24 protein-coding genes and 1 tRNA gene are annotated in these 24888 nt (G+C 58.6%); 16 read left to right on the top strand and 9 right to left on the bottom strand.

The window, feature by feature from the left end; genetic code table 11:
- The first annotated feature begins 6 nt into the window (after window positions 1–6).
- The gene (locus K3767_RS08140; protein WP_221173071.1) at window positions 7–360 is read left to right on the top strand and encodes an aspartyl protease family protein; all 354 of its coding nucleotides are present in this window, start codon (window positions 7–9) and stop codon (window positions 358–360) included.
- Window positions 357–1292 carry a methionyl-tRNA formyltransferase gene (gene fmt / locus K3767_RS08135; RefSeq protein ID WP_221173070.1) on the top strand — a complete coding sequence of 312 codons (936 nt, stop codon included), beginning with the start codon at window positions 357–359 and terminating at the stop codon, window positions 1290–1292. Before K3767_RS08140 ends, fmt begins: the two co-directional genes overlap by 4 nt.
- On the opposite strand, the gene nikR is transcribed toward fmt, so the two are convergent.
- Window positions 1289–1708 carry a nickel-responsive transcriptional regulator NikR gene (gene nikR / locus K3767_RS08130; protein WP_221173069.1) on the bottom strand — a complete coding sequence of 140 codons (420 nt, stop codon included), beginning with the start codon at window positions 1706–1708 and terminating at the stop codon, window positions 1289–1291. The two genes, fmt and nikR, sit on opposite strands and share 4 nt — an antisense overlap.
- A 66-nt stretch (window positions 1709–1774) precedes the next feature.
- Here nikR and K3767_RS08125 point away from each other — a divergent pair, with 66 nt between their 5' ends.
- From K3767_RS08125 to K3767_RS08115, 3 genes are read left to right on the top strand one after another with little or no spacing between them, the layout of a single operon-like run.
- The gene (locus K3767_RS08125; RefSeq protein ID WP_221173068.1) at window positions 1775–2176 is read left to right on the top strand and encodes a chemotaxis protein CheW; all 402 of its coding nucleotides are present in this window, start codon (window positions 1775–1777) and stop codon (window positions 2174–2176) included.
- Window positions 2173–4443, top strand: coding sequence for a methyl-accepting chemotaxis protein (locus K3767_RS08120; protein ID WP_221173067.1), 2271 nt, complete (start codon window positions 2173–2175; stop codon window positions 4441–4443). The genes K3767_RS08125 and K3767_RS08120 overlap by 4 nt, the downstream gene beginning before the upstream one ends.
- The gene (locus K3767_RS08115) at window positions 4440–5171 is read left to right on the top strand and encodes a PhnD/SsuA/transferrin family substrate-binding protein (RefSeq protein WP_221173066.1); all 732 of its coding nucleotides are present in this window, start codon (window positions 4440–4442) and stop codon (window positions 5169–5171) included. Before K3767_RS08120 ends, K3767_RS08115 begins: the two co-directional genes overlap by 4 nt.
- On the opposite strand, the gene K3767_RS08110 is transcribed toward K3767_RS08115, so the two are convergent.
- Both K3767_RS08110 and K3767_RS08105 read right to left on the bottom strand, forming a co-directional pair.
- Entirely contained in the window at window positions 5124–6446 is a 1323-nt protein-coding gene (locus tag K3767_RS08110; protein ID WP_221173065.1) for a nodulation protein NfeD, read from the bottom strand. The two genes, K3767_RS08115 and K3767_RS08110, sit on opposite strands and share 48 nt — an antisense overlap.
- Window positions 6443–7114 carry a uracil-DNA glycosylase gene (locus K3767_RS08105; protein WP_221173064.1) on the bottom strand — a complete coding sequence of 224 codons (672 nt, stop codon included), beginning with the start codon at window positions 7112–7114 and terminating at the stop codon, window positions 6443–6445. Before K3767_RS08105 ends, K3767_RS08110 begins: the two co-directional genes overlap by 4 nt.
- Window positions 7115–7211: 97 nt before the next feature.
- Here K3767_RS08105 and icd point away from each other — a divergent pair, with 97 nt between their 5' ends.
- From icd to K3767_RS08085, 4 genes are all read left to right on the top strand, one after another.
- Window positions 7212–8435: an isocitrate dehydrogenase (NADP(+)) gene (gene icd, locus K3767_RS08100; protein WP_221173063.1), complete on the top strand. Its 1224-nt coding sequence runs from the start codon at window positions 7212–7214 to the stop codon at window positions 8433–8435.
- 10 nt (window positions 8436–8445) lie between these two features.
- The gene (gene leuS / locus K3767_RS08095) at window positions 8446–11034 is read left to right on the top strand and encodes a leucine--tRNA ligase (RefSeq protein WP_221173062.1); all 2589 of its coding nucleotides are present in this window, start codon (window positions 8446–8448) and stop codon (window positions 11032–11034) included.
- Complete coding sequence (gene lptE, locus K3767_RS08090; protein ID WP_221173061.1) at window positions 11021–11536, top strand: LptE family protein; 516 nt, start codon at window positions 11021–11023, stop codon at window positions 11534–11536. The genes leuS and lptE overlap by 14 nt, the downstream gene beginning before the upstream one ends.
- A gap of 135 nt (window positions 11537–11671) precedes the next feature.
- Entirely contained in the window at window positions 11672–12799 is a 1128-nt protein-coding gene (locus K3767_RS08085; RefSeq protein ID WP_221173060.1) for a KamA family radical SAM protein, read from the top strand.
- Here the strand turns inward: K3767_RS08085 and K3767_RS08080 are convergent.
- Both K3767_RS08080 and K3767_RS08075 read right to left on the bottom strand, forming a co-directional pair.
- Window positions 12791–13381, bottom strand: a complete 591-nt coding sequence (locus K3767_RS08080; protein WP_370630452.1) for an RNA ligase partner protein — start codon at window positions 13379–13381, stop codon at window positions 12791–12793. The two genes, K3767_RS08085 and K3767_RS08080, sit on opposite strands and share 9 nt — an antisense overlap.
- 2 nt (window positions 13382–13383) lie before the next feature.
- The gene (locus K3767_RS08075) at window positions 13384–14568 is read right to left on the bottom strand and encodes a dicarboxylate/amino acid:cation symporter (protein ID WP_221173059.1); all 1185 of its coding nucleotides are present in this window, start codon (window positions 14566–14568) and stop codon (window positions 13384–13386) included.
- A gap of 53 nt (window positions 14569–14621) precedes the next feature.
- On the opposite strand from K3767_RS08075, the gene argB reads away from it, so the two are divergent.
- Window positions 14622–15518, top strand: a complete 897-nt coding sequence (gene argB / locus K3767_RS08070; RefSeq protein ID WP_255592344.1) for an acetylglutamate kinase — start codon at window positions 14622–14624, stop codon at window positions 15516–15518.
- Entirely contained in the window at window positions 15490–16038 is a 549-nt protein-coding gene (gene pyrE, locus K3767_RS08065) for an orotate phosphoribosyltransferase (RefSeq protein ID WP_221173057.1), read from the top strand. Before argB ends, pyrE begins: the two co-directional genes overlap by 29 nt.
- Here pyrE and K3767_RS08060 read toward each other — a convergent pair.
- Entirely contained in the window at window positions 16022–16411 is a 390-nt protein-coding gene (locus tag K3767_RS08060) for a hypothetical protein (protein ID WP_221173056.1), read from the bottom strand. The two genes, pyrE and K3767_RS08060, sit on opposite strands and share 17 nt — an antisense overlap.
- A 128-nt stretch (window positions 16412–16539) precedes the next feature.
- On the opposite strand from K3767_RS08060, the gene hcp reads away from it, so the two are divergent.
- The 5 genes from hcp to K3767_RS08035 all read left to right on the top strand — a co-directional run bounded on the left by hcp (window position 16540) and on the right by K3767_RS08035 (window position 19523).
- Entirely contained in the window at window positions 16540–18153 is a 1614-nt protein-coding gene (gene hcp / locus K3767_RS08055) for a hydroxylamine reductase (protein WP_221173055.1), read from the top strand.
- A gap of 76 nt (window positions 18154–18229) precedes the next feature.
- Window positions 18230–18316: transfer RNA gene (locus K3767_RS08050), tRNA-Leu, on the top strand.
- Window positions 18317–18655: 339 nt separating this feature from the next.
- Window positions 18656–18826, top strand: a complete 171-nt coding sequence (locus K3767_RS08045) for a transposase (RefSeq protein WP_221173054.1) — start codon at window positions 18656–18658, stop codon at window positions 18824–18826.
- Between the two features lie 17 nt (window positions 18827–18843).
- Window positions 18844–19038: a hypothetical protein gene (locus K3767_RS08040; protein ID WP_221173053.1), complete on the top strand. Its 195-nt coding sequence runs from the start codon at window positions 18844–18846 to the stop codon at window positions 19036–19038.
- Window positions 19039–19094: 56 nt separating this feature from the next.
- Window positions 19095–19523, top strand: a complete 429-nt coding sequence (locus K3767_RS08035; RefSeq protein WP_370630451.1) for a DDE-type integrase/transposase/recombinase — start codon at window positions 19095–19097, stop codon at window positions 19521–19523.
- 12 nt (window positions 19524–19535) lie between these two features.
- On the opposite strand, the gene K3767_RS08030 is transcribed toward K3767_RS08035, so the two are convergent.
- The 3 genes from K3767_RS08030 to K3767_RS08020 all read right to left on the bottom strand — a co-directional run bounded on the left by K3767_RS08030 (window position 19536) and on the right by K3767_RS08020 (window position 24857).
- Window positions 19536–21941 (bottom strand): CARDB domain-containing protein, encoded by a 2406-nt coding sequence (locus K3767_RS08030; protein ID WP_221173051.1) that lies wholly within the window; start codon window positions 21939–21941, stop codon window positions 19536–19538.
- Window positions 21901–23529 carry an IS1634 family transposase gene (locus K3767_RS08025; RefSeq protein ID WP_255592095.1) on the bottom strand — a complete coding sequence of 543 codons (1629 nt, stop codon included), beginning with the start codon at window positions 23527–23529 and terminating at the stop codon, window positions 21901–21903. Before K3767_RS08025 ends, K3767_RS08030 begins: the two co-directional genes overlap by 41 nt.
- 413 nt (window positions 23530–23942) lie before the next feature.
- Complete coding sequence (locus K3767_RS08020; protein WP_221173050.1) at window positions 23943–24857, bottom strand: CARDB domain-containing protein; 915 nt, start codon at window positions 24855–24857, stop codon at window positions 23943–23945.
- Between the last annotated feature and the right edge of the window lie 31 nt (window positions 24858–24888).

Genomic DNA, 24888 nt, shown 5'->3' with positions numbered 1-24888 from the left:
TTCCTCGTGGGACTGGTATATGTGAAGGGAATCGTATCCAACGGGCCTAAGGAGAGAGAGGAAAATTTTCTGGTGGACAGCGGGGCTACCTATTCTCTCCTTCGCCGGGAGGTCTGGGAGGAGCTGGGTCTTAAACCTTTGCGGGAGGCCGAATTCGTGCTGGCCGATGGCACCACGGTGAAGCGAAAGATCTCCGAGTGTTACTTTCGTTTTCCGTTCGGAGAGGGGCACTCTCCGGTGATCCTGGGGGAGGAGGGAGAGGACGAAAATCTCCTGGGAGTAGTTACGCTCGAGATTTTGGGAGTAATCCTGGATCCCTTCCGCAGAGAGCTTCGTCCGGCGAGGCTGCTTCTCAAATGAGGTATCGCGTGGTTTTTATGGGAACTCCGGAGTTCGCCGTTCCCGCCCTGCGGGGGCTTCTCGAGCGGGAGGAGGTGCTCGCCGTGGTCACTCGGCCCGATCGTCCCCGGGGACGGGGGTGGAAACCGCGCCCCTCGCCGGTGAAGGAGGTGGCCCGGTCCGCGGGGCTTCCGGTGCTGGAACCGGAACGGCTTCGGGATCCGGAGTTTCTTGAAAGCCTCCGGGAGCTTGCCCCGGACCTCGTCGTGGTGGCCGCCTACGGGAAAATTCTTCCCCGCGAGGTTCTCGAGCTTCCCCGTTTCGGTTGCTGGAACATTCACGCCTCCCTCCTTCCCGCCTACAGGGGGGCCGATCCCGTGCGCTGGGCCCTCATTCGCGGCGAAAGGGAGACCGGGATAACCATCATGCAGATGGACGAGGGGCTGGACACGGGTCCCATCCTCCTCCAGAAAGTCACCCCCATAGGGGAGGAGGAGACCGGAGGGGAACTCTACGAGAGGCTGAGCCGGCTAGGGGCCGTGGCCCTGATCGAGGCCCTGGAACTTCACCGGGAGGGGAAGCTCAAGCCCCGTCCTCAGCCGGAGGAGGGAGCCAGTTACGCCCCGCCCTTAAAGAAAGAGGATGCGCGACTGGACTTCTCCCTTTCGGCCGGGGAGCTCGCCGGTCGCATAAGGGCCTTTGATCCCCGCCCCGGGGCTTACACCTTCCTGAAGGGGAAACTCTTCAAGCTCTTCCGTCCCCGGGCCCTTGCGGGGGCTGCCGGGGTCCCGCCGGGAACGATCCTGGGGGTGGAAGAGGGGCGGTTGCTTGTGGCCTGCGGAGAGGGGATTCTCGCCGTGGAAGAGGTGCAGCTCGAGGGCAAGAAACGCCTTCCGGTGCGGGACTTCGTGAGAGGGCATGCCCTCGAGCCCGGCGAGCGGCTGGGCCCCTAGGCGAGGGTCTTACCGGTGGTGGTCATGGAAAGGCTGCAGTGCAGGATGCCCTTAAGGGCCCGGATGCGGTCGGCTAGATCCCGTACCGCCCCGGCCTCTCCCCGCACGATAATCACCTCCAGGCAGTGATCGTGATCCAGGTGCACATGCTGGGTGGAAATTATTCGGGCGTAATGGTCGTGCTGAATGTCTACGAGACGGTCGGTTAATTCCCTCTTGTGGTGGTCGTACACATAGGTGATGGTCCCCACCACCTCGGTTTGACTCTCCCTCCACTCCTCCTCCACCAATTTTTCCCGGATCAGATCCCGGATGGCTTCGGAACGGTTGCGGTAGTGCTTGCGGGCCAGATATTCGTCGAAACGCTTGAGAAGACTTTCCGGAATGGAGACTCCGAATCTAACGAGTTCACTCATACCTGACCCCCGTTTTTCGGAAAGATAGCTTGACTTTTAAAATAGCCTTTGCCTAAAATACCAGCAATGGCTGTTTACTTCACTTTCTGGAAGGGGGAGCGCTTTTTCGCTCTGGGAATAGAAAGCGTGGAGGGCGTGACTAGACTGGATACTTTGACCCCTGCGGACTGGGGGCCAAACTGGCTGGTAGGGTTCAGTTTTTTCCGGGGGCAGACCGTTCCGGTGGTGGATCTGGAGGCCTATCTCGGGGAACCGCGCCCTGTCCCTTTTCGTTATCTGGTGGTCTGCGGAACGGAGGAGAATCTCGGTTTCGGGGCCTCCCGACTGGGGCAACAGTATGATGTCGATACTGAGCCGGAGCCTGTGGAAGGGCTCCCTCCGGGTGTATTGGGCCAGTTGCTTCTGGGAGGTCGCTCGGCACTGGTGCTTAACCCGGCACTCATACTAAAAGAAGGAGGGCAACGATGAGATTCGGTTTCCGGGCCCGGTTCGTTCTGGGGGCCATCCTGGCTTTTTTGGTGGTACAGGGAGTGCTCTTCTATCACCATATCCAGACTCAAAAATTTCTGAGACAGAACCTCCAGGCAAACTTTGCTAACCAGTTTCGCACTCTCAAGGCCCGACTGGAGGAATTTTTTGATCAGCGTATTCTTGAGGTTCGAAGCTGGTCAGGAACCGAGGTGATCAAGACTGCGGTGCTCATAGGCGGCGGACAGGCCGGGGCGAACGATTACCTGGCCAACCTGCTCCGGGTGTATCACACCTATTACGACCTGTGGGTGATCGGTCCCCAGAAGAACATCCTTGCCTCCGGCCGTCCGGAGAATCTGGGAAAGACCCTGAAGCTCGTGCTCCCCGATAAGCCCGGGGTCTTCGTGCTCGAAAGGGTGAGTTTTGGCGGGAAGACCTACCTGGGGCTAGGTGCCATGGTGGAGGCCGGGAATAACGAGCGAGGCTGGTTGCTGGCTACCATTCCGGTGGAAACCCTGGGCCGGGAAATCAAGGATATGCTTATTCTTCCCGGGGCTGAAGCGGTATTGAGGGGGGAGAAGGGGGAACTCATCTGGGGATCTATCAGACTGCCCGCCTTTTTAAAGGCGGAGGCGGGCGTTTCCGAGGTGGATGTAGCCGGGCGTCGGTATTTTGCCGCCCTGCGGTCCCTTCCGATACTGGGCAAACGGTGGAGTCTGGGGCTGGCCGTGCCGGAGGAGACCCTGGCCGTGTTTCTGAAGTTCAATCAGCGCCTTTTCGTGGCGCTGGTAGTGATTGGCGGTTTGCTGGTGCTGGGACTATTCCTAGTGCTTGAGAAGAGTGTTACACGGCCTCTTCTGGCTCAATTACGGAGCCTGAGGGAGATCGTGGGGACTTTTGATCTGGAAAGACGCATGGCTCCCCGGGGAGTACCCGAGGTAGCGGATATTGCAGTGACCATAAATCAGTTTCTGGAGAAGCTTTCCGAGACCGTTAAGGGAATTACCGAAGCCGAAAGCGCTCTGCGAGAGCACGCCCGGGAGCTGGCCGAGAGTGCCCGGGAGATCGTGCATCGTGCCGAGACCAGCGCCCGGGAGACCGAAGAGGTCTTCCGGCTGATCGAGGGGCTGGAGGGTCTGGCCCGGGAGATTGAGGGGGCCGCCAACAAGAGTGCCCAGGCGGTGAGCCGGGCGCAGGAGGCCGTAACCGAGCTTTCCCAGATCGCGGAAAAGATTTCCGCTCTTTCCTCGGAAAACCACGAAAAGGGTGGAGTGGCGCTTGACCAGGTGCAGGACATGGTGCTCATGACCGAGGAGGTGCGGGAGAAGGCCGAGGCCCAGAGCCGCGTCTCCGCTGAGACGGCCCGCGTGCTGGCGGAGGCCGCGGAGGGAATGCGTCGGGCGCTCACCAGGTCGCAGCAGGCGGCGGAACGGGCCTCCCAGGCCCTCACGGAGGTTCAGACCGGAAAGGAGGCCCTCGGTGCCTCTCTGGAGACCCTCCGCGGGGTTACGGAGAGCGTGGCCCAGATGTCCGAAATCATCGATCTCATCCGGGACATTGCGGAGCAGACCAACCTCCTGGCCCTCAACGCCTCCATCGAGGCGGCCCGGGCCGGGGAGGCCGGGCGGGGATTTGCCGTGGTGGCCGAGGAAATTCGCCGGCTCTCCGAGCGAATAGCCGAAAGCTCCGACGAGATAGCCTCTCTCATCGAGCAGAACATCGAACAGGCCCGGAAAGGGAGCGAGGTGGCGGAGAAGGGAGCACGGGCCCTGGAGGGGATCCTGGAGGCCACGGAGGCCAACTACGAGGGGGTAAAGGAGGTGGCGGAGCTGACTAGGACTCAGGCCGACGAGGTGGCCAGGGCCGCCCGGGCCATGGAGGATCTGGAAAAAGCCGCACGGGAGATCTTTGAGTCCTCCCAAAAACAGGAGGAACTGGGCCAGAAGGCGGCTCGATCCATGTTTGAACTGAGAAAGGTGAGCCGGGACATTCTGGAGGTCACCGGAACCATCTCGCAGGTGGCGGACAGGCTGGGGGATGTCTTCGGAGAGGTGGTGGAACACTCCAGCATAATCAGTCGGGACACCAACACCCAGCGTGAGGAGACCGCCGAGGTGCGGCGCCGGATGCAGACCGTGGTGGAAGGGGCCTCCCGGAACGCCGAGGCCGCCACCGAGATGCAGGTGGATGTGGAGGAACTGGTGGCCGTGGCCGAGAAACTCCACGAGGCGGTAAGCTATTTCCGGGTAGGGTCCGCCCTGTGAAAAAGGTATTCGTGCTGGTGTGGTGTTTCCTCCTGTGGTCCGCGCCGAGTCTGCGGGCCGGGGATTTTGTCTTCGGGGTGGTGGCCGCCTCGGAGGTGAGGGAAACCTTTTTTCGCTTTAAACCCCTGGCCCGGGCCCTGGAACGCACCCTGGGAAGGAAGGTTCAGCTGGAACCCCTGCCCTGGCCCAGATTCGAGGCGGCCTTCCGGAGGGGGCGGTTCCACCTGGCCCTGGGGTCCTCGGGGTGCTATCTCCTGAAGGGCCCTTATGAGGGTAGGTGGGTGCTGAAGGATCCCCGTCGGCCGGTGGTGGTTTTCAGGGCCGGGGCGCTGGCCAAACTGTATCGCGGCCGAAAGGCGGCGGTCTGGCCCTACTCCCGTGGAGGATATCTGATCCAGGCCGCCTACTTTTCCGGAAAATTTGGGGGTCTCGATCCCCGGGAGGTCCTTTTTCTGGGTTCAGAGAAGCTGGTGGTGCTCGCGGTGCTCAACGGAAAGGCCTCTCTGGGGTGGGTCTCGCGACGCGCGGCCAGGCGATACGGTAAGTCCCTGAGGGTGGTGGAGATTCCCGGTGAAGAGCGGTGGATACTTTTCGTAAGGCGGGATCTGCCCCCTTCCACCGTCTCTGCGGTGAGATCCGTGATCCTGACCTTTTCCGGGAGGGGTCTCCGGTTTGAACCCCTATCCAGTCCTCCGGACCTCTCCTCTCTGCGCCGATTCGTGTGGTAGAGGGGCTACCCGCAGGTGCAGACCCTTCTGGCCGAGTACCTTTACCGGGGTCCCCGGAGGGATAACGGTTTCCGCGGAGGCCTCCCAGATCTCTCCGGAAACGAAGATCTGGCCCCCGGAGGGGCCCACCTCCGTGATGGTGCGACCCTCCAGACCCAGGAGTCCCTCCTTTCCGGATACCGGGGGGCGCCTCAGGGCCCGCGCCGCAAGCCAGGTAACCACCAGGAAGAACAGGGTTATGATCCCGGTAACGGGAAGCAGGGTGGAATAGGGGACCCTGAGTCCCTCAGGTCCTCTTCCGAAGAGCATGAGGGAGCCCAGGAAAAGACAGACGGTGCCCGTGAGAGCCAGAAGTCCGTAACTGGTGACCTTTATCTCCAGAAAGTAGAGCACTACGGAAAAGAGGATCAGAAGGAGACCGGCGTAATTCACCGGAAGGATCTGAAGAGCGAAGAGTGCCAGGATCAGGGAAAGACCTCCCAGCACCCCCGGCAGGATGGCCCCCGGGTGGGAGAGCTCAAAGTAGAGTCCGGCAAGGCCCAGCATGAGGAGAAAGTAGGCCACCTGGGGGTGGGCCAGCCACTTGAGAACCCTAGTCTTGAGCCCTTCCCGGAAGGTGATGATGGGGGCTCCGCGGGTTTTGAGGATCACGGTCTTTTCCTGAAGCACCACCCTGCGGCCGTTGAGTTTCTGAAGCAGTTCCGCGAGATCCCGGGCCAGGAGGTCCACCACCCCCTTCCTGAGGGCTTCTTCGGCGATGAGGGTTTCGCTTTCGGTCACCGCTTTTGCGGCGAACTCCTGGTTGCGTCCCCGGAGTCGGGCCAGGCTTCTTGCCCACGCCGAGAGATCGTTTTCGATCTTTTTGAGGGTTTTCCGGTCCATCTTCTGCCCCGTGAGGGTAACGGGGTGGGCGGCCCCCAGGTGGGTGCCCGGGGCCATGGCCGCCACATGGGCGGCTAACACCAGGAAGGTTCCGGCCGAGGCGGCGCGGGCTCCCGGAGGGGCCACATAGACCACCACCGGCACCGGTGAGGCCAGCACGGCCTTCACGATCCGACGGGTGGACTCCACCAGGCCCCCGGGGGTATCTATCTCCCAGATAACCGCCTGACAGCCCCGCCTCCGGGCCTCCCCGAGACTGGAGATCAGGAAGTCCGCGGACACCGGGGTGATGGCGTCGTCAAGCTTTACCAGGAGGACGGGGGCTTCGGTGGCCCCGGAAACCCGGAACCCCGGAAGGAGAAACAGGAGCAGCGCGAAAGCCAGCCCTTTCATTTCCCCTCCCGGATAAGACCCTGAAAGAGCTGAAGGTCCTCCCAGGCCGCCCTCTTGGCCGCGGGGTTGCGCAGGAGATAGGCCGGGTGATAGGTGGGCACCACCGGGATACCCTCCAGGTGATGCACCTTCCCCCTGATTCGGGAGAGGGGTTCTTCGGTGAGTAACAGGCTCCGGGCGGCCACCGCCCCCAGGGCCAGGATAGCCCGGGGTTTCACCAGCCGTATTTGCCGGGCCAGGTAGGGACGGCAGGCCTCCAACTCTTCCCTCTCCGGGGTGCGGTTGCCCGGGGGACGGCACTTGACCACATTGGTGATGTAGATTTCGGAGCGTTTCAGCCCGACGGCCGCAAGCATCCTGTCCAGCAACTTCCCCGCGGCTCCCACGAAGGGGCGTCCCTCCAGGTCTTCCTCCCGTCCCGGGGCCTCGCCCACCAGCATCACGGAGGAGGGCGAAGGGCCCTCCCCGGGCACCGGCTGAGTTCGGGTGCGGGAGAGCCCGCACTTTCGACAACTCCGGATCTCCCTGACCAGATCCTCCAGGGTCTCCGGCACCAGGGGATCCAGATCCAGAAAGGACTTTACCTCCGGCCAGGCCGGCACGGACTCCACCCCCAGAAGCTCAAAGTACTCTAGATAGGAACGCAGAAGTCGAATAAAATCTCTCATCGTCTCAATTTAGCGCCGGGGGGAGGAGAGGTAAAGGGTTGTGAAGATCCCCTTTTTGGGGTAGGAAAGGCCTAAAACTTTCGGGAAGGAGGCTTTCATGGCGGAAAAGATCCGGCTCAATCCGGACGGGACCCTTTCCGTGCCCGACGAACCCATCATCCCCTACATCGAAGGCGACGGAATCGGCGTGGACATAACCCCGGTGATGAGGAAGGTGCTGGATGCGGCGGTGGATAAGGCCTACGGTGGGCGCAGGCGCATCCACTGGAAGGAAATCCTGGCCGGGGAGAAGGCCCGTGAGGCCACCGGCTCCTATCTGCCGGAGGAGACTCTTAAGGCCATCAAAGAGCATGTGGTGGCCATCAAGGGGCCCCTTACCACCCCGGTGGGGGGCGGAATTCGCAGTCTCAATGTGACCATTCGGCAGGTCCTGGATCTTTACGCCTGCGTGCGTCCGGTGCGCTGGGTGCCGGGGACCCCTAGCCCGGTGAAACACCCCGAGCTGGTGGACATGGTGGTTTTCCGGGAGAACACCGAGGATGTTTACGCGGGCATAGAATGGGAGTCCGGTTCGAAGGAGGCCCGGCGGCTCATCGAATTCATCCGGGAGGAGTTCGGGAAGGAGATTCGTCCTGATTCCGGGATCGGGATCAAACCCATAAGCCCCTTCGGAACCAAACGCCTGGTGCGCAAGGCCATTCAGTACGCCCTCTCCCGGGGCAAGCCCAGCGTGACCCTGGTGCACAAGGGCAACATCATGAAGTTTACCGAGGGGGCCTTCTGCAGGTGGGGCTACGAGCTGGCCCGGGAGGAATTTCCGGATCGGACGGTGCCCGAGTCCGAGGTGGCGGAGCGCTATCCGGATGGCGTTCCGGAGGGGGTGGTGGTGATCAAGGATCGTATTGCGGATGCCATGTTTCAGTGGGCCCTTCTGCGTCCCGCGGACTACAGCGTGCTGGCCATGCCCAACCTCAACGGGGACTACATGTCCGACGCCCTGGCGGCGCAGGTGGGGGGGTTGGGAATGGCCCCCGGGGGGAACATCGGCGACGGGTACGCCGTCTTCGAGGCCACCCACGGCTCGGCTCCCAAGTACGCCGGTCAGGACAAGGTCAATCCCTCCTCGCTTATCCTTTCCGGTATGATGATGCTCGAGTACCTGGGCTGGGAGGAGGCCGCCCGGCTGGTCTGGGAGGGTGTCGCCCGCACCGTGCAGCAGAAGATCGTGACCTACGATCTCGCCCGCCAGATCGAGGGGGCGAAAGAGGTCAGGTGCTCGGAGTTCGGTGAGGCTGTGATCGAGAACATCAGGAGTCTTTAGGAGGGCCGGAATGGCGGACTGGCGTCCGCAGGAGATCGAGGAAAAGTGGCAGAGGATCTGGGAGGAGAAGGGGATTTTTCGCACCGAGGTGGACCCGGGGCGCCCCAAGTATTATGTGCTTGAAATGTTTCCCTATCCCTCGGGACGCATCCACATGGGGCATGTGCGCAATTACACCATCGGGGATGTCGTCGCCCGGTACCGGAAGATGCGGGGCTTCAATGTGCTTCATCCCATGGGCTGGGATGCCTTCGGGTTGCCCGCGGAAAACGCCGCCCTCCGGCACGGAGTGCACCCCGCGGACTGGACTTACGACAACATAGACTACATGCGCCGTCAGCTCCGCCGTCTGGGGTTCAGCTACGACTGGACCCGGGAATTCGCCACCTGCGACCACGAGTACTACCGGCACGAGCAGCTCTTTTTCATCCAGATGCTCGAGCGGGGGCTGGCCTATCGGAAGAAGACCCTGGTGAACTGGTGTCCGAGCTGTCACACGGTGCTGGCCAACGAACAGGTGGAGGACGGGGCCTGCTGGCGTTGCGGCACGGAGGTCACCCAGCGGGAGATGGAGGGCTGGTTCTTCCGGATCACCGCTTACGCCGAGGAGCTTCTTTCGGGTCTTGAGAGGCTGCGGGGTAAGTGGCCCGAGAAGGTCCTCACCATGCAGCGCAACTGGATCGGGAAGAGCGAGGGGGCCGAAATAGACTTTCCCGTGGAGGGACTTTCGGAAAAGATTACCGTCTTCACCACCCGTCCGGACACCCTCTTCGGGGTGACTTTTGTTTCGCTTTCCCCGGAACATCCCCTGGCCGAGCGCCTGGCCGAAAGGGCCGGGCTTTCCCGTGAACTTTCCGAGCTCCGTGAACGGGCCCGACGGGCGCGCCGCGAGATCGAGGAAGGGGTGGCGGAGAAGGAGGGGCTTTTCCTCCGGGCCTACGCCCTGCATCCCCTGACCGGTGAGAGGGTCCCCATCTACGCGGCCAACTTCGTGCTCATGGAATACGGGACCGGGGCGGTGATGGCCGTGCCGGCTCACGATCAGAGGGACTTCGAGTTCGCCCGCAGGTACGGTCTTCCCGTAAAGGTGGTGATCAACCCTCCGGACGGTGAGCTGGATCCAGCCACCATGGAGGAGGCCTACGAGGCTCCGGGCGTTATGGTGAATTCCGGTCCCTTTACGGGGCTTTCCAGCGAGGAGGGGAAGCGTCGAGTGGTGGAGCATCTTGAGGAAAAAGGGGTGGGGCGTCGGCGGGTGACCTACCGTTTGCGGGACTGGGGGGTGAGCCGGCAGCGCTACTGGGGCTGTCCCATCCCCGTGGTTTACTGTGATCGGTGCGGGATCGTTCCGGAGAAGCCGGAGAACCTTCCAGTAAAACTTCCCTTAAACGCCCAGCTCGACGAAGCCGGTCGCTCCCCGCTTCCCAAGCTCGAAAGTTTCGTCCAGACTTCGTGCCCCCGATGTGGAGGGCCGGCTCGCCGTGAAACTGACACCTTCGACACCTTTGTTGAGTCCTCCTGGTACTTTGCCCGGTTCGCCTGTCCGGAATCCCGGGATCCTCTCGACCGGGAAAAAGTCCATTACTGGCTTCCGGTGGATCAGTACATCGGGGGCATAGAACACGCCATCCTTCACCTCCTTTACGCCCGCTTCTTTACCCGGGTGCTCCGGGATCTGGGATATGTGGACTTTGACGAGCCCTTTGAGAGGCTTCTTACCCAGGGCATGGTCATAAAGGAACCCTACCGGTGTCCCCGTCACGGCTGGCTCTATCCGGAGGAGGTTTCGGAGGAGGGGACCTGTTTGCGGGAGGGTTGCGGGGAGAGGGTTAGGGTAGGGCGCCCGGAGAAGATGTCCAAGAGCAAGTGCAATGTGGTGGACCCTGACGAGATGGTCCGCCGTTACGGGGCCGACACGGTGCGGCTTTTCATGCTCTTTGCCGCTCCGCCGGAAAAGGACCTCGAGTGGAGCGACCGCGGGATAGAGGGAGCTTATCGATTCCTGAAAAGGCTCTACGCGCTGGTGACGGACCGGGCCGGAGAACTTAAAGGGGTAAAGGCCTATGCCGGGGACGGGCGCGATCTTTCGCCCGCACTTCGGGCCCTCCGCCGTAAGACCCATCAAACCATCCGTAAGGTAACGCAGGACCTCGAGGAGCGTCTCCACTTTAACACCGCTATCGCCGCGGTGATGGAGCTGGTGAACTTCCTCGAGGACACCCTGAAGGAGGTCTCCCCCGATGACCCCGCTTTTCCGCCCGTTCTCAAGGAGACCCTGCGGACGGTGGTACTGCTACTGGCTCCCATGACGCCCCACCTCTGCGAGGAGCTCTGGGAGGCCCTGGGGGAGGAGGGTCTGGTCTCCGAGGCTTCCTGGCCGGAGTTCGACGAGGAGGCGGCCCGGGAGGAGGAGATCACCATCGTGGTTCAGGTGAACGGGAAGGTCCGGGACAACCTGCGACTTCCCGCCGGGGTCTCCGAGGAGGAGGTGCGGGAGGCGGCCCTTTCCTCGCCCCGGGTGAAACGACACCTGGAGGGGAAAAACATCCGCAAGGTAATCTTCGTGCCCGGGAGGCTCATCAACTTTGTGGCCGGTTAGAGTCTGGTTGGGCCTTTTTCTGATCTTCCTGGGGGCCTGCGGATATCGCTTCCGGGAAAGACCCCCGGGATTTTCTCCGGACTGGCGCACCGTCTATGTGGCGATCTTTCGCAACCGGACCTCGGAGACGCGGGCCGGGGTGTGGCTGGCCGAAGCCCTGAGGAGGAGGCTGGCCCGGAGTTCGTTTCTTCGCCTGGTGGACTCACCGGAAAAGGCGGACCTGGTGCTTTCCGGGGAGGTGAAGAGTATCGCCATCGGCGGAGTGGCCTACAATGTTTACACCGAGACCCTGGAACGGAGGGTTTCCATAAGGGTGGTGGCGCGCCTGCGCACCCGCGGGGGGCGTCTGGTGTGGCGCAACGCACACCTGTCCCGTTACGAAAACTATCCCGTGGAGGGCACGACCTCCGGGGTACTCGATCCCGGTCGGGAGGCGGCCCTGCGTAAACTAGCGGAGGACCTTGCGGATATAATCTATCACCAGATTACGGCTTCTTTTTGATTTTTTCAAAATTGTAGCCCTCCTTTTTCCCCTTTTGAAGCCTTGACACGCAAGGCTTATCCGTTATTCTGGTTTTAGACCGCCCGTATCCCGTCAAATCCGCCGTTCGTGGTGCTCGGAAGGAGGTGATAGGTCATGCCCCATAAGGTGCAGTTTGTGAGAGACCTCTCGGAACTTCCTCTTTCGACCGAGGAGCGGGCCCGGCTTCAAAAAGTGGCGGACCGCTTTCCGTTTTTTTGTTCGTCTTATTACTTGAGACTCATTAACTTTAACGACCCCGCCGATCCTCTCCGCCGGGTGGTGGTCCCGGACGAGGGGGAGCTTGAGGTCTGGGGGAGGATCGATCCCTCCAGCGAGGGGAGTTATACGGTGATGGAGGGTGTGCAGCACAAGTACGACTCCACGGTTCTGGTCCTGGCCTCCAACCGTTGCGCCGGATTGTGCCGTTACTGTTTCCGCAAGAGACTTTTTCTGGAGACCCCGGAGCGCCGGGAGGAACGCCTTCGTGACCTGGACGGGCTGGTGCGGTATCTCGAAAGACATCCCGAGGTCACCAATGTCATCTTCTCCGGAGGGGACGCCCTCATGCTGTCCACCCCCCGACTCAGAGAACTCATCGAGGCCGTGCGCAGGGTGCCCCATGTGCGTTACATCCGTCTGGGGAGCCGCATTCTCTCCTACTGGCCGGAGCGCATCCTCAACGATCCGGAACTTCTGGAACTGCTCAGGACTTACAGCCGTCCGGGAAAGCGCATCTACCTTATCACCCACTTCGACCATCCCCGGGAGGTTACTCCGGAGGCCGAGAGGGCCTGCGAGCTTCTGCTCAGGGCCGGGGTGCAGCTCCTCAATCAGTGTCCCCTCATCGCCGGCGTAAACGACGACCCCGCGATTCTCGCCGAACTCTTCCGGAAGCTGGCCGGCCTGGGAGTGGCCCCCTACTATGTGTTTCAGTGTCGTCCCACCCTGGGGAACAAGCCCTATGCGGTGCCCGTGGAGAGGGGCTACCGCATCTTTGAGGCCGCCCGGGGACGGGTCTCCGGAATTGCCAAGCGGGTGCGTTTCGTGATGTCCCATGCCATGGGAAAACTGGAAATCGTGGCCCTTACCCGGGAAAACATCGTCTTTAAGTTCCATCGAGCGGCCCGAGAGCAGGACACCGGAAAGGTGCTGATCTATCGCCGCAACCCCGGGGCCTACTGGCTCGACGATTACGCCGAACCGATAGAGGAAGTCCCCCTCTTCGAGGAACCCTTAACCTAGATAGCGAAAACCCTCGAGGGTTTCCCGGACCTCCGCGGGGGGCACATACCGGATCCCCAGCTTGTCCGCCATGAGGAGGACCCCCCGGTCCGCGGAAAGAACGATTCCGTCAAGCTCGAGAGCGAGGAGGATCAGCTCCAGGTCCTCGCGACTGTCCACGATCCCCTCTCGAAGGGCCTCCCGGTATTTGCGCCGTAGAATGTTGATGACCTCCCCCGGTTTTTTCGCCGAGGAGAGGCGCACCGCCTCCTCAGCCACCCGGAGCCCCTTGTTTATGCGTTTGCGCAGATCCTCAATGAACTCGTAAAGAAGAAAGGCCGGGATCTGAAGCTCGTATTTCCGGGGGGACTTTACCTTGAAGATGGCCCGGGCCCGGGGAGGGATGCGCAGATCCTTGACCATCTTTTTGAGTTCCTCGTAGGTGGAGGAGGGCATGTAAACGGCGAGCCCCTCCGCCTCCGCGGCCAGTTCCAGAAATCGCCGGAAGGCCTCGGCGGGGCTTTCCCCGAACTGCCGATAAACATCCGGGTTGGTGAAAATGCTGGTGTCCGGGATAAGGCGTTCCTTTTCGAAAGTGGTAATCTCTAGCCCTCCCCGTAAAGCCAGCGCTGAACGATCCGGGCACCCACCAGATCCCCCCAGACATTCACGCTGGTTCGTAGCATATCCAGAAAACGGTCCACCGCCAAGATCAGTCCGATCCCCTCCAGCGGAAGCCCCACCGACTGGAGCACCATGGTCATGGTGACCAGGCCGGCGCTGGGGATGCCGGCCGCCCCCACCGAGGCCAGCACCGCGGTAAGGAAGATCAGAACCTGCTGGGAAAGGCTCAGGGAAAGGCCGTAGGAGTAAGCAATGAACATGGCGGCCACGGCCTCGTAAAGCGCCGTGCCGTCCATGTTCACCGTGGAGCCCAGGGGGAGCACGAAACCGGCCACCTCCGGCCGGATGCAGGCCTTCTCCTCGGCCACCTCCAGGGTCACCGGAAGGGTGGCCGAACTCGAGGCCGTGGAAAAGGCCAGAAGCAGGGCCTCCCGCACCGAGGCCAGATAGGTAAAGGGAGGGGTTCGGGCCAGCAGGGAAAGGAGGAGGGGCAGGGTGACGAATCCGTGAATCGTAAGCCCCAGAATCACCGTCCCCGCGTACTCCGCCAGGGAAAGGAGGGGTCTTAGTCCCTCCCGGGCCACCAGAGCCCCCACCAGGAAGAAGACCCCCGCGGGGGTGAGCCGGATCACACCCCGGGTGAGGGCCAGGAGGGCTTCGTTTGCGGCCTCGAGGAAGTTCCGGAGACTTTCCGTCTTTTCTCCCGCCCTGAGGGAGGCCGCGGCGAGAACCAGGGCAAAAAATATGAGAGGAAGCACCTCGGTGCGGGCGAGGCTCCGGAAAGGATTCTCCGGAAATAGACCCAGGAGAAGATCCGCAAGGGACACGGTTTTTAGGTGGGGAACTCCGGAGAAATTAAGGGGAGCCGCCGGTTTTATGAGGTTTACCAGAAGGAGTCCGGTGAGGACCGAAAGGGCCGTGGTGCCCAGGTAGTAAAGGAGGGTGCGCAGGCCGAGGCGCTCGATCACGCGGAGATCCCGGAGGCGTGCTACGCTCACGAAGACCGAGGTAAAGATCAACGGAGCCACCACCATCTTGAGGAGCCGCAGAAAGACGCGTCCCAGGATCTCCGTCTTGAGGAAGGGAGCGGGAAAGACGGCGGCCAGGAGTGCGGAAAGCAGGATGGCTATAAGGGTCTGATTTTCGATGCGCCGCAGGAAGGCCACTTTGACGGTTCCCCTTTTTTGCTATATATACCCAAAGCATGGCGAATCTCCAAATGGACACCGCGCGCGTTCTCGTCGAGGCCCTGCCTTACATTCGTCTTTTTTACGGTAAGGTGGTGGTGGTCAAGTACGGCGGCCACGCCATGGTGGATCCGGCCCTGAAGGAGGCCTTCGCTCAGGACATCGTTCTCATGAAGTATGTGGGGATTCGTCCGGTCATCGTTCACGGTGGTGGCCCTCAGATAAGCGAGGTCATGAAGAGGATGGGCCTCAAGCCGGTCTTCGTGGAAGGCCAGAGGGTCACCGATCCCGAGACGATGAGCGTGGTGGAGATGGTCCTGGTGGGCACGGTGAACAAAAGCATCGTGAGTTTGATCAATCGTCACGGGGGCCGGGCGGTGGGGCTTTCCGGCCGTGACGGTGACCTCATCGAGGCCGAAAAGATGCGGGTTTATCGCTACACCGGGGAGGATCGTCCCCCGGAGATCATCGACATCGGCAGGGTGGGGAAGGTGAAACGGGTCAACCCGGAGGTCCTTTTTACCCTCATGGAAAGGGACTTCATTCCGGTGATCGCCCCGGTGGGAGTGGGGCCGGACGGGGAGGCCTACAACATAAACGCCGATCTCGTGGCCGGAGCGGTGGCCGGGTCTCTTTCGGCGGAAAAGGTCATCTACCTCACCGATGTGGAGGGAGTCCTTGACCGGCAGGGGCGTCTCCTCTCAAGTCTTACGCTGAACCAGGTGGATGACCTGCTTGAGGAAGAGGTGGCCCGGGGGGGCATGATTCCCAAGCTGAAAAGTGCCAAAAAGGCCCTTTCGGCCGGGGTGAAGAAGGCTCACATCATCGACGGGCGGGTTCCCCACGCTCTGCTCCTCGAGCTCTTTACCGACCACGGGGTGGGCACGGAGATCGTAAGCGATGAGGGAGAAACTGTTCAGGCTCCTTAAGGAAAGGGCCTATCTGTTTAGGGAGGAGGGGTTCCGCCTGGCCTCCGGGCGGGTGAGCCGGCACTACCTGGATTGCAAACGGGTGACCCTCTTTTCTGAAGCTCTGCCGCTCCTCGGTCGTCTCCTCTGGGAGGAGGTGCGGGAGTTTGAACCCGAGGCCGTGGGAGGTCTTACCCTGGGGGCGGACCCGCTGGTGGCGGCGGTGTGCTTCGCGGCCGGACTTGAGGGATATACCCTGGAGGGTTTTATCGTACGGAAGGAGCCCAAGGGCCACGGTACGCAGAGGTACATTGAAGGGCATGTGCGACCGGGTATGCGGGCGGTCATCCTTGAGGATGTGGTGACCACCGGAGGGTCGGCCCTCAAGGCCTGCGGGCGGGCCGAGGAGTTTGGCCTCAAGGTGCTGGCGGTGGTGGCCCTGGTGGATCGGGAGGAGGGAGGGGCGGAGGCCCTTTCCGAAAGGGGGTTTCCCCTGAGGAGCCTCTTCCGCCTCCGGGACTTTTCTAATCCAGCCGGTTGAGTTCGTCGGAGGTAATCACCCGGAAGAGGACCTTTTTCTTGAGGGATCCCGGTCGGGCTTCCTGAACGATGAGGCTGCGTTTTCCCGCCAGAAACACATGTCGCCGAAAGCCGTCCGGCGGAGTATAGACCAGCTGTATCCCCTGAAGGCGTCCCTCACGATCCACCACCACATCCACCCGCTCGAGAAAGTTGATGTTCCCCGGCCCGAAGCTGGTGATCACATAACCGAGTTCGGTGGGAAAGGCCCGGGGAGCCGGCACCAGGTAAACCGCGTAGACCTCCTTCTCCGTGGTGCTGAGCACCTCGGAGCGAGCGGGAAGGGAAAAGTTCAACAGGACCACTAACGCCAAAACGAAGAACACCTTTCGCATGGACTCCACCTCCTTCGTGCTTAACTTTCAGTATAGGCGGCCTTCTTGACCTGGGTCAAGGTCGGGGGGTGGAGAAGGGATTATCTAATATTGTGGACCAAATAAATCAAGTAAAGGAGGTGCGGAGTATGTTTTGTAACCAGTGTGAACAGACGGCTAAAGGGCAGGCCTGCGTGAAGATCGGGGTCTGCGGAAAGACCCACGAGGTGGACGAACTGCAGGACCTTCTGGTGCACGCCCTGGTGGGGCTTGCGGAGGTTTCGCTTAAGGCCGGGGAGGCGGGCGTTCAGGACCGCCAGGTGGACCGCTTTCTTTGTGAGGCCCTGTTTTCCACCCTTACCAATGTAAACTTCGACCCGGAGCGGATCGCGGAATACATCCGTCGGGCCGTGGATCTGCGGGAGAATCTCCGGACCCGGGCCGGGGTGGAGGGGGTCTCGGAGGTGGCCCGTTTTGAACCCGCCGGCTCCTTGGATGGTCTGGTCAAACAGGGTGAAGAGGTGGAGCTCAAGCCGGAGAAGGCCAGGGATCCGGACATCTTCTCCCTCAAGCTCACCGTGCTTTACGCCCTCAAGGGCATTGCGGCCTACGCCTATCACGCGGCCAAGCTCGGCAAGGAGGACGAGGAGGTTTATCGTTTCATGAAAGAGGCCCTGACTAAGCTCTATCGCGACGACCTCTCCCTTGAGGACTGGGTGGGGGTGGCCCTTGAGGCCGGGAGGATCAACCTTCGGACCATGGAGCTCCTTGACGCCGCCAATACCGAGACTTTCGGGCATCCCGTACCCACCAAGGTGCCCCTGGGCCACAAAGCCGGTCCGGCCATTCTGGTCTCCGGGCACGATCTCAAGGATCTTTACGAGCTTCTGAAGCAGACCGAGGGCAAGGGCATTTATGTGTACACCCACGGAGAGATGCTCCCGGCCCACGGCTATCCCGAGCTCAAGAAGTTCAAGCACCTTTACGGACACTACGGGACGGCCTGGCAGAATCAGCAAAAAGAGTTCGCCGAATTTCCCGGCCCCATCGTCATGACCACCAACTGTCTCATGCCTCCCAAGGATTCCTATAAGGATCGGGTCTTTACCCTGGGGCCGGTGGGGTTTCCCGGAGTGAAACACCTTGCGGACGAAAACTTCGCCCCGGTCATCAAAATGGCCGAAAAGATGGGAGGCTTTAAGGAAGACGCCCCGGGCAAAGAGGTGATGACCGGGTTCGCCCGCAATGCCGTCCTTTCGGTGGCGGACAAGGTGATCGAGGCGGTAAAGAGCGGGGCCATCCGGCACTTCTTCCTGGTGGGTGGCTGTGACGGAGCCAAGCCCGTCCGAAACTACTACACCGAGTTCGTGGAGAAGGTGCCCAAGGACTGCGTGGTCCTGACCCTGGCCTGCGGAAAGTTCCGGTTCTTCGACAAGGATCTCGGGGACATCGGGGGCATTCCGCGGTTGCTGGACATCGGGCAGTGCAACGACGCCTACAGCGCCATCCAGATCGCCCTGGCCCTGGCCAAGGCCTTCAATGTGGAGGTGAACGAGCTTCCGCTCTCCCTGATCATTTCCTGGTACGAGCAGAAGGCCGTGGCCATCCTGCTGACCCTGCTTTACCTGGGGATCAAGAACATCCGTCTGGGGCCCAGCGTTCCGGCCTTTCTCACCCCGAATGTGCTGAACTTTCTCGCGGAAAAGTACAACCTGAGACCCATTTCCACCCCTGAAGAGGATCTCAAGGCCTGTCTGAGCTAAGTTTTGTCGGGGCCGGGGGGACCCCCGGCCCCAGATCTTGACGAGCTTAGAGTCTCAGTTTAAAAATTGAACGGATGCCGAGGTGGCGGAATTGGTAGACGCGCTGGCTTGAGGGGCTAGTGGGCTTCGGCCCGTGCGGGTTCGAGTCCCGCCCTCGGCACCATCTTTCCTTTGATTATCAAGGGTTTCAGAAAGTCCAAACTCCTCCTGGGGACAACCTGTGGACAAATTCTCGGGAACTCTTGATACATAAAGGATAGAGACCTGAGACTCTTCCTCAATAAGTGAGGTTTAGGGGATTCGATTTCCGATTTTGGGTGATTATTCCCGACTGACCTGCTCCCCATTTTTCGAACCACCTGGAATGTTAGGATTTATAGGAATGGCAACTCAAAGTAATGGAGGTTAGCCACGAAAAAGTTTGCTATCGACCGGATCATCAGAATCCTGGCCGAGGCCGACACCCCCGGTAACTCCGTAGCCGCTATCGCAAGAAAATACGGTGTATCGCGAGACCATCTACCGGTGGCGCAAAAAATACCGCGGGTTTTCCTCCTCCGAGGCCAAACGACTAAAAGCCCTGGAAGAAGAAAATGCCCGGCTGAAACGACTGCTGGCCGAAAAAGAACTCGAAATCCAGGCCCTAACTCAGGTAATTAAAAAAAATTTTTGACCCCGGAGGAAAAGAAAATGTTAGTCGCTGAACTGGTTGAAAATGGTCTTTCCTTAAATAAAGCCTTACGCCTGGTCGACCTATCCAAGTCCTCTTACTTCTATCGGAGTAAAAAGGCTTCTTACGAAGAAAAACTGGCCAACCAGTCTTTGTCTTCGCAAGAAGCGAGGCTGGCGGAGGCCCCCGAGAACGGAAGAAGCTTTTCCCATTGAGGTTGCCAGAAAGCCTTTGAAACGATGGAGCATGGACTTCAAGGAGGAACGGTTAGCTGACGGAAAAGTTCCGGATCTTTCAGGTCATGGACGAGGCTACCCGATTTTTTCTGGGAGCGTGGTGGGACAGAAGGATAGATGGGAAGATGGGTGCGGAGTACTTTGACCATTTATGCCGGCATTATGGGCCACCGGAGGAGATAAGGCGGGACGATGGTCCTGAGTTTCGCTCTAGGGAATTCCAGAGGGTTTGTAGGAGATGGAGGGTCAGACAGAGGGTAATTCCTCCGGGCAGTCCTTATTGGAATGGATTCATAGAGAGCTTGCACGGTAAAGAGGAAATTGAGCGGCTTTCCAGGGAGGAAATCGAGGATTTTTGGGATGCCCGTATTCCGACCCGGGATGTTGCTGTGCCGGAGAAATTTGGGAGGAAGATAGGTATACTCATGAGGAAAGTTGGTCCGGAAAGTGGCAGCGATGAGTAAAAACCCGTCCACTCAACGCCACTGTTTTACTTTCACCACCCCTTCGCTCAACACAGTTCCTCCGCCTTCACCCGGTATCCAGAGCTTATAGGAGATATCCCCTTCGGTGGATGGGAAGGAAAGGGTCTTGGTAAGATGAAATTCGTCCCTAGCTCCCATGGCTGAGGTGAGAAGAGGTGGAACCCGGTAGGGATAGGAATTCTCCCGTTGCCCCTGGGTTACAGTTAAAACCACCTCCACGGGAGGGGTGGCCTGCCGGGAGCTTCCGTTGCGCAGGGTGAAATCAAAGGGCACGTGGACCTGAGTTTGCGGGCTTATACGGACTTTAAATGTATGGGGGGTCCTGTCTTTTATCTCAAACAGATCTTCCGGGGCGGGAGGCTGTGAGGAAGGAGAGGATGTAAGAGTGCCGCTGACAGTATTGTTTAAGTCACAGAGCTCACTTATCTCTCTGGCCGGATTCACGGTTACATAGAAGACCTCTCCCCCACTAACGGGAACCGGAAACGATGGCCCTTCAATCTCAATCCATCTTCCTGCACCGATGGCTTTCACCGGGATGGGATCATGTACCAGGAAGTCTCCTTCTTTGTTCCATCCGGGAGCAGAAACAGACTGGCTCCTCTTGGGCTTATACTTGAGCCTCAGATAGCTGGGGTTGGCGATGCCATCGCCGATGTTTTTCACGATGAATTTCAGCCTGTTACCCTCCTGCTGATAGGCCACGCGCAGATCGGGCAGGGGCTTGATCAGATAGCCACGCTTTTCAAAGGTGGTCTCGCTGGGGCCTTTTGAACTCTTTCGCCCTACATGAATACTTATGTCATATCTTCCACCGGTTTTGAGATTGAAGGTTCTTTTAAGGGACAATTCCCTGTTATCCAGTAAAGGTCCTGCTAAAATCTCTTTTTGTTTAACCAGTTTTCGCCCTCTGGAAAAGGTAAAGCGCACAGGGAAGGGCTGATCCTGGTAGCCGCCTTTGTTTTCTATCATCAGGTTTATTTTAACCTTGTAGGGCTTAGTCTTGCATTTTGAAATCTCCTGCGAGATGGAACCGGCTTTTATCCTGAGTCGTGGAGGTGTTGATGAGCGGATCCGAAAGGCTTCACTTACCCCCCATCCGTCCCGGCCCTCCACCTTGATCCGATAGAGACCGTGGGGAAGCTCACGCCTTACCAGAAGATCAAAGGAGCGGCCCGATACATTTTCCGCAAATTTTATGGGCTCTCCGGGGTGATCCGGAAAGATCAGACTCAGGGTGTAGGGTCCCCGGGCCTCTCCGATCCAGGCAACCTGATAGGTCCTTCCCTTGGTCCAGACCTTGTCTTTTGTGGGAGAGATGATGGTGAGGGGATGGGGGTTTTTCTTCCCTGTTCCGAGGAGCGAGGAGTATTTCTTTTTCATGACCGAAGCTATGCCTGAAGTAACTCCCTGAGATTTTGCCACCCTGTATCGCCTTTCCAAGAGAGGAATTAAAGTATAGTTTCCATTACTTCCTCGCAAAATTTTAAGACTAAAATCGAGCCAAGGAGATTCACTAAGAATCCCCGGTTCCAAGCGGTAACCGTTCAATTTAAAACGTATAGTCTCACCAGGATACACAATTGAACTGCCATACATTTCTACGAGTTTAGTCTTCCCGTTAAATATTCCGAATATCTCCAGTACCTTTGGACACGGCACATGATCAGGCGAATAGCATTGAAGGACAAGAAAGGGTTCAAAGCGTGCCGAGGCATCAATGGTTTGTGTCTCCGGGATACCGTAGATCTCCTTGAGGATCAATTGCGGAGGGCGCGGGTTGTCCTCGGGCATCGGTTCCGTGTGCGTAAAGACCTGGAAACGTCCCGCAGTAAAATTATTGGTTTCATCAGACTCCGGAATAACCCCGTCAATGTCCACATAAGCGGAGTATCTCTTGATTCCTGTTGTGTAAAACCTTTTGGTGAAAGTATCCGTCCATTCTTGTCCTACATCCAGGGGAGGCACAGTGAAATAGTGGTTCTCTTTCCTTTGAATGGTCAGCTTCACCCTCGCGTTTTCTGTTGTAGGGGAATAACCGGCATTTTTCACCCTTACACGGAAGGTTACTTTATCAAGAAGATTTTTGTTTTTAATTCTATCTACCATTACGATAAGATCAGGACGTTTACAGGTCATTAGAAAAAACTCTTTAACTTCGCTGCTGGAAGAATACTGATGTGTAAAGTCAGGGTCCACTTTGATTATGTGTGACTTATCAGAGATGACAGGAAAGGTTATTGATACATAGGTCTTGCTGTTACGATTTAGAGAATTGATGACAAGAGTCTTCTCTTTTATCAGGTATCTATCTTTAACCCAACTTTGACACCCCGGGCAAAAAAATTCTCTTGTATCAACGGTTTTCGGGCACACTACCTCCACGTTCCACAACACCTTCTTCCTCTCCTGCCTCCAGCACCCTTCCCGGCACCCTCATACCCACCGCCCTGAACGCCTCATACGCCCTCCCCTCAAGCTCCGTCCTCACCAAATACTTCTTCCCGTCAACCGCAACCTCCACCGCCTTGAGCCTCTCAAGATCCCTCATCACCTCCCTGTAAGACCCCTTACATCCCGCCTCCTTAAGCCTCCTCATCATCACCACCTCCAGCACAAAGGCCAAAAAGCAAACCATTATGTGGCCCCGTATCCGCTTCTCTGTCCAGTGATAAATAGGCCTCAGCTCCAAACCACTCTTGATCTCCCGAAAAGCCCTCTCCACCCTCCAAAGATCCCTATACGCCAGCGCCGCCTCCTCCACCCCAAGCTCCGTATTCGTCTCAAGCACATACTTCCCATCATACCGCGCCTCCTCCTCCAATACCTCCCGATCTATCGTAACCTCCGCCCCCTTCACCTTCAAATATCGACGATAACCCCTATTCCCTATAAGCCCCTTAAGACCACCCGCCTTAAGCTTCTCCTCAAGCTTCCTTACCACCTCCTCCCTCGCAGCCCTCTCCCTCTCCGCCTCCTCCGGATTAAAACAAACCAGGTAACGCCTGCCTTCATGCCAGACCTCTTTTACCCTCAAATTCCCTTTCACCTTCCGGAAACGGCCCCCTCTACCCAAAACCTCCTTCATGGCCCTAAGCTTCCGCATCCTCACCCCCACCAAATACTCAAGCCCCAAAGCCTCGATCTCCTCCAAAATCTTCCGGCTCACCATCCCACGGTCAGCCACCAAAATCACCCGCCTCACCCGAAACCGACCCCGCAACTCCTTAAGCACCGCCCAAAATGTCTCTACATCCGCCGTAGCCCCGGGAAACACCTCGTGCCCTATCGGCATCCCCTCCCGCGTCATAAGTAAACCCAATATCACCTGCACACGGTCCGGCCTCCGGTCCTTCGAATATCCATACTCGCAAAACCCCTCCGCCCCTCTCCCCTCAAAATACGCGCTCGTCGTGTCCCAAAACACCAAATCAAGCTCCAGACTGAAAAGATCCTTTATCCTCTCGAAAAGCTCTACCTCAATCTCGTCCTTATGATCGGCCAAAAAATCAAGAGCCCGGTAAAAATGATGAAGCTCAAGCCTCTCAAACTCCGGCCGATATACCGTCTCCTTCCATCGGCTAACCCCAAGCTTCGAGGCCGGGTCACAGAGCCTGTTCAAAACCATGGCAAAAACCGCTTCTTCCACATCTATGGAAATTTCCGTCCCAGAAAGAAGCTTCCTCAGAATCCTATCAAGCTTAAGATCTTCCCATAGCCTTCTAAAGATCAACGCCGGACCGAAATCCTTGGCCCATTTGGCCTCAAGGGATCGGGCACAAGCCTCTATCCATTGCCTCCGGGAAAACCTGGCCAGCCCTTCTATCAGCTTGTCCAGTTGACCCTCCTTAAGTTTTTCCAGCCGTCCCAGGTTGGCTACGATCCTCTGGCGTACTTTTCCGTTAACCCGCTTGCCCTCAACGATATAGAGGTAGGTCCTGGTGGAGCCGTCTTTGTTTTTGAAGGTTTTGGTGCGGATATACATAGCACTAAAATAGTAGCATGATTTTCTTGTTTGTCAAGATGTAATTTTGTAGGCATAGCACAACATTTGAAGGCTAAGAGGATGAGTCGTAGGTGGAAGGAGGGAATTAGAGGGGCATTTAGGGGTTATTTCGGGCCGAAAATGCTCACTTGAGATTCCCCAGCCCCTTCCGACTGTCAAACTTGGGTTTAACATCTGGGCCTTGGACATATGCGCCTATTTTTACTTGAAAGGGTTGTAGGGCATCGTATCCTTCATTTTTTATTTCTACCTTAACCGTATATGAATTCCCCACCTCATAACAGCGTCCACTTGCATAATCACCATTTACAAATCCAGCACCTACCCGCAGCCGGGGCCGATCTATAGAAAAATTGGTATAAATGTAACGGTTTTCCCCTTGACGCCCGATTTCAAGCCTCAGGTGATATCTTCCCGGGGGCAGAAGGCGGGTGTCCATCCGGTAGCTGCTCGCCTGGGGGGACATGTCTCTGGCCAGGGTCAGATCCGGAATCAGGGGCGGGTTTTCGTCCGATATGAGCTCCAGTCTCAGTCGTGTGGTCAGGCCCCTTCATTTCCTCAGGCAGGGTCCACTCAACCCTATAGCTCTCCCCCACGGGGAGCACCTCACCCTTCCGCGGACGGACGAACATGGCCATACTCCCCTCGTAGGTGGAGATCCCCGGGGGTTTCTTTGCGGCCTTGAGCCACATCCGGTTTTTCAGGTGCTTCTCCATTCCCGGTTTGAAGGGAAAAGGTGTTTTTTTCTGGGGATGTCGGTTTTTCACCATCCTTCCGGGAACATGTCTTTTGAGGGGAAAGGCCCTTCGGGTCTTGGAGATGACGATCTTTCGGGCCGGTGTCCGGGGAAAGAAGGGGAAGCTCTTTTGCAGGGTGTTGTTTTTCCTGTTGACGGGATCCTTCACGGTGGCCCTGAGCGTGTTTATGCCCGCCCCCGGCTTGATTGTCCAGCTTATCCTTGTGCTCTGGCCGGGATTGAGGGGCTTGAGGTTCCAGGATTTGCCGAGCTTTCCCCTTTGCCGGATGAGGACGGCGGAGAGTTTTGTGGCCGGGGACCTTGCAGTGCCCACATTCGTGACGGTAATGGTCACGGTGGCTGAAGTCCCTTTCGGGCTGAAGGCGATGCTGGTTACGGCGAGATCGGCCATGGGGGGAGGTTTGATGGGAGTTTTGGGAAGCGAGGGGAAATAGAGCCCTTGCGAGAGGGATGAAGAAGCAGTAGTCATGAGAAAGATCAAGGCGAGACCACCAGCAATATATTCCCTGAATATCAAAAATTTTAGCTTTAAAGCTCTACTTCTAAACATCATAATTTTCCTTTCATTGTCTTTGTAAGTT

It is taken from the genome of Thermosulfurimonas sp. F29, assembly GCF_019688735.1.
Taxonomy (GTDB): Bacteria; Desulfobacterota; Thermodesulfobacteria; order Thermodesulfobacteriales; family Thermodesulfobacteriaceae; genus Thermosulfurimonas_A.
This window is presented reverse-complemented; position numbering and strand designations above follow the sequence as displayed.